Below are 3,786 nucleotides of genomic sequence, written 5' to 3'. Positions count from 1 at the left end.
GATGTTCACGCACCCTGCAGATAACGGACGGAAAGGCAAACCAGCTGTCGAAAAGAAGATGCCTTGCCTGGATACCATACTCCTGGGCTTGGCGTAAAAGGTCAAACATCACCTCAGTCGATTTTTTAATGCTTTCAGCCCTTCTTTTGTAGCTGGTGGTGCGTTTATCGATCCGTTGGCTGAAAAGGAGTTTTTTAAGTGCAGTCATGTTTCGGGTTGCTTTGCTGCTGACACTAAATAATATTGATGTGGTCTCCGATAATCTGATCGAGGCCGCAGTTCTTTTTAAAGAACAAAATCCTTCATGGCGGTAAGGGTATAGAGGCGGAAGCGAACCCGCCATCCGAATCAGCGGCGATTTACCCGGCCTCTCCCCCATTCCGGACAGCGCCAGGGCTACAGTATGAACGTGCGCTGGGACAGCCAATTTGTCCGAGAATTGTTTGAAGGGACATTGGCTTTCCGTTTCAGTTCATATTTTAATGATAATAACTTGGCGCATTGCGGATCCAGCCTTTCACCTTTCCATACTTCACCAGATTGTCATATGTCTTTAGCTCATCATTAAGAAATTCCACGAATAAATTTCTGATGGAATCATTCACGCACATATTTATTGCTTTAATATGCAAGTTCAGGGCAGTTTGGGAAAGATCGGAGATAATGCTGTACATGGATTCATCCCTGGCCGCCTCCACGTTATTTTGTAGATTCACCTTACTGGGCGGCCTGGAAGGAAGCGGCAAATTGTAAAAATTCATTGTGGCTTCAAGCTTGTCGATTTGCGGTTTTATTACCCGGGATAATCCATTTTTTACCAATAACTTGAAATCTTTATCCTTGGCCACACTCATAAAAAATTCGATTAGCTCCAAAGTATCATAATGGGCCACCAGTTGAGCCCATAATATGTAAGCCTCCCCGGAATGGATGTCTTCAGCCTTTTTGCTATTTAAAATCATTTTAATCATCCTCTGCAATTTCTTTTATTTTAGCCGAAATACCCATAAAATATCCAATTTCATCAACAAATTACAACAAGAAAAGGAAGCCCATGAATTGAGCCAGGCCATGATCCTGGAGTTGCGGTTCGTGATGAATTATCGAATGGATTCGGCATCTCTTCTCCCATTGATTTTGGTCGGACAGACTGAATTCAGGCGGATCTTGCGTTTAAAAAAGTATGAAGCCGTAGTCCAGCGGGTTCAACTGCAGTACCATTTGGGCGGCTTAAACAAAAGAAGAAACGATAGCCTACATTCGGCACCAGATAAATGCAGCCAAGATGGATAAGCCATTATTTTCTGAAGGCGCCATGCAAATGATTTATGCGGCATCGCAAGGAGTTCCCCGTCCGCTTAACCATATTTGCAATCAGGCATTACATGATGCCGCGCCAAAGGGACATGATGTAATTGAGGAAAGTCATATTGGCCGGGTTTTGGCTGACATGGAACGTCAGCGCGGGACAGCCGGCTAAACCCGGTTATCATCTTTTACACTTCATTAACACCTTCCACATTGGTTGGCATGTGCTTTACAAATCACAATGATTGGTATATGCCGGCCATGAAGGTGGTTAACGTTAGATTTTTTAACTTTGTGGCAAATCGACTTTTAAATTCTCACGTCACTGACAGTGAAAAGTGCCCCGCCAAATTACGTGAGAGTCAACACGATTGCCGGCAACTCCAGCAAGTTCCGGTAAGAGGCCGGAAGTCTTCCGCCGTGGCGCTCCATTATGATGCAGGCAGCCTTTTGCAGTAGGGTGACTTTAATAGTCACCCTCTATCGTTTTAATCCTCAAGAGGATATTTTTGTGTCGTGAAGTCATGCTTGTTCGTTTGGTAAAGCCCTAAAGAGTTTATATACAGGTACCAAAGTTACCTTATGGTAAACAAAAAGTATTATTGTAGTGGAAAAACTAGTACCATTCGCTACAGGGTTGGGTACCTCAAAATGTTCTTTAGTATCATCACGCTGCCTTTATGACTTGCATTGGTATTCTGTAGCCGTTGCTTGAATGTATGCGACGCCGGTTGTAAAATACTTCGATATATTCAAATATGGCTGCCTTGGCCTCGGCCCGCGTCTTAAATCGCCTGCCATACAACCACTCCTGTTTGAGCTTGCCCCAAAACGATTCTTGTCATAGCAGTTACCTCTGCGGCTCATGCTACATATGAATTTATTCTTATTCAGTATGGCCGGGTATTCTTTGCTGGCATATTGAACACCGCGATCGGAATGCACCAACAGCTCTCCTTTCGCGCCAGTTCTGCCGATAGCCTGGTTTAATACTTCTATTACAAGGGATTTTTTTATGTGCTCAGCCATGGAAAAACCAAGGATTGTCCTGCCGTATAGATCCATAACACCGGCCAGGTACAGCCATCCTTCATCGTGGCAAATGGCGTTTTAATAAGGGTGCAATAATCTCAAATCGTTGCAAAGCAACCCGCTCACGCTCATCATCAGACAACGAATTCAATTTTTTTCCTCCTGACTTGCTAATCTTAAGCTGTTTTTCCTCTAATGACCATCATGATGCAAGTCAGGAGATTTGGCGATTTACGGATGCGGCAATACAGCTTATCTACCAGTTTTCCAAAGGCATTCCTCGCTGAATTAATAACACATGCCGGTATGCTATTGTAGCGGTAGTCGTAGCAGATAGTCCGACAATTGATACAGATACGGTACAAAAAGGCCTCGAAGATGATTGATTAATTTAACTAAAATACCAATGCCAGTGGCGATAACTTCTAAAAAAAACAAGAACATCGCCACTGGCACTGATTCTTAAATATGAACGTTTAGCGCCAGTGACGGTGAGCTTACCGTTGTTGTTCAATGACTTTGTCGGTGCTTAGCTTATCGCCAAGGAGCGTGAATCGCTACATTAATAGATTAAATTTATATCTAAACTTGGTAATAGTTATTTTAGATAATACAGTAAACTGAAAATTATAAGATTATCACAAAAATGTATAATTGATTTAATTCGAAAATTGCATAAGAGTTATTACAACTCTCGATTAGCGTAACTGCATCAAAGGGTAGTAATATAATTTATATAATAGTGAAATTATTCACTTAAAACTTTATAAAAAAGGAGGTTGAAAAGATGTTACGCAAGATTGACCAACAAGTATGCATTGGGTGCGGGGTATGTGCAACCGTTTGTCCCGGTGATGTCATTGAGGTCGATGATACCAGCAAAAAGGCACAAATAAAGTATCCTCAAGATTGTTGGACTTGTTTCAACTGTGAAATGGCATGTCCAGTCCATGCGGTAGATGTTCACCCGTTTAGAAAGGTAAAACCAATGGCTTGGTAAATAATTTACAGGGGGAATGAATGTGATAGAGAGTTTAAGTACATGGGAAAAAATAAAGACAGACGTTCTTATTGTCGGTGGAGGCTTTGGGGGGTTATGGGCGTCCATTAAAGCAGTGGACAGCGGCTGCAAGGTTACCTTGGTTGAGAAGTCGTTTGCCGGGAAATGTGGACATTCTTATTTTGCAGGAGGAGCCTCTCAAGTTCTTCTTCCAGAAGATGAGATTGATGATTATGTTTATGATATTACTCTTGGGAATGAATGGATTGTTGATCAAAATATGATAAGAGCAGTCTTTGAAGGATCTTATCAACGGTTAAAAGATTATGAGGCATTTGGTATAAACTTTCAGAAAGATAAAAATGGTTATGTCTGGACAAAGGCTCGCGGCACTCAAAACGTCAAGAATATCTGGCCACAACATGCTACAGGAGCGACCATGCTAA

The 3,786-nt window shown here is 42.1% G+C and carries 3 protein-coding genes and 2 pseudogenes; 2 read left to right on the top strand and 3 right to left on the bottom strand.

The genetic code is table 11. The features are described from left to right. From DCCM_RS19795 to DCCM_RS00735, 3 genes and pseudogenes are all read right to left on the bottom strand, one after another. Positions 1-175: pseudogene (locus DCCM_RS19795) on the bottom strand (IS4 family transposase); the annotation flags it as partial. Between the two features lie 304 nt (positions 176-479). Next, the gene (locus tag DCCM_RS00745) at positions 480-962 is read right to left on the bottom strand and encodes a DUF3231 family protein (protein WP_231702586.1); all 483 of its coding nucleotides are present in this window, start codon (positions 960-962) and stop codon (positions 480-482) included. A 1,013-nt stretch (positions 963-1,975) separates the two neighbouring features. Continuing rightward, a pseudogene (locus DCCM_RS00735) lies at positions 1,976-2,403 on the bottom strand (IS3 family transposase); the annotation flags it as partial. 724 nt (positions 2,404-3,127) lie between these two features. Here DCCM_RS00735 and DCCM_RS19640 point away from each other — a divergent pair. Together DCCM_RS19640 and DCCM_RS00725 are read left to right on the top strand one after the other, a co-directional pair. Further along, entirely contained in the window at positions 3,128-3,340 is a 213-nt protein-coding gene (locus DCCM_RS19640) for a 4Fe-4S dicluster domain-containing protein (protein WP_104370559.1), read from the top strand. Between the two features lie 22 nt (positions 3,341-3,362). Beyond that, positions 3,363-3,786 (top strand): FAD-dependent oxidoreductase (locus DCCM_RS00725; protein ID WP_123057279.1); only part of this gene is annotated, 424 nt, incomplete at its 3' end.

The sequence above is a fragment of the Desulfocucumis palustris genome, from assembly GCF_002933875.1.
GTDB lineage: Bacteria > Bacillota > Desulfotomaculia > Desulfotomaculales > Desulfocucumaceae > Desulfocucumis > Desulfocucumis palustris.
Note: the sequence above shows the minus strand (reverse complement) of the source record. Positions and strands in the feature narration are given on the sequence as shown.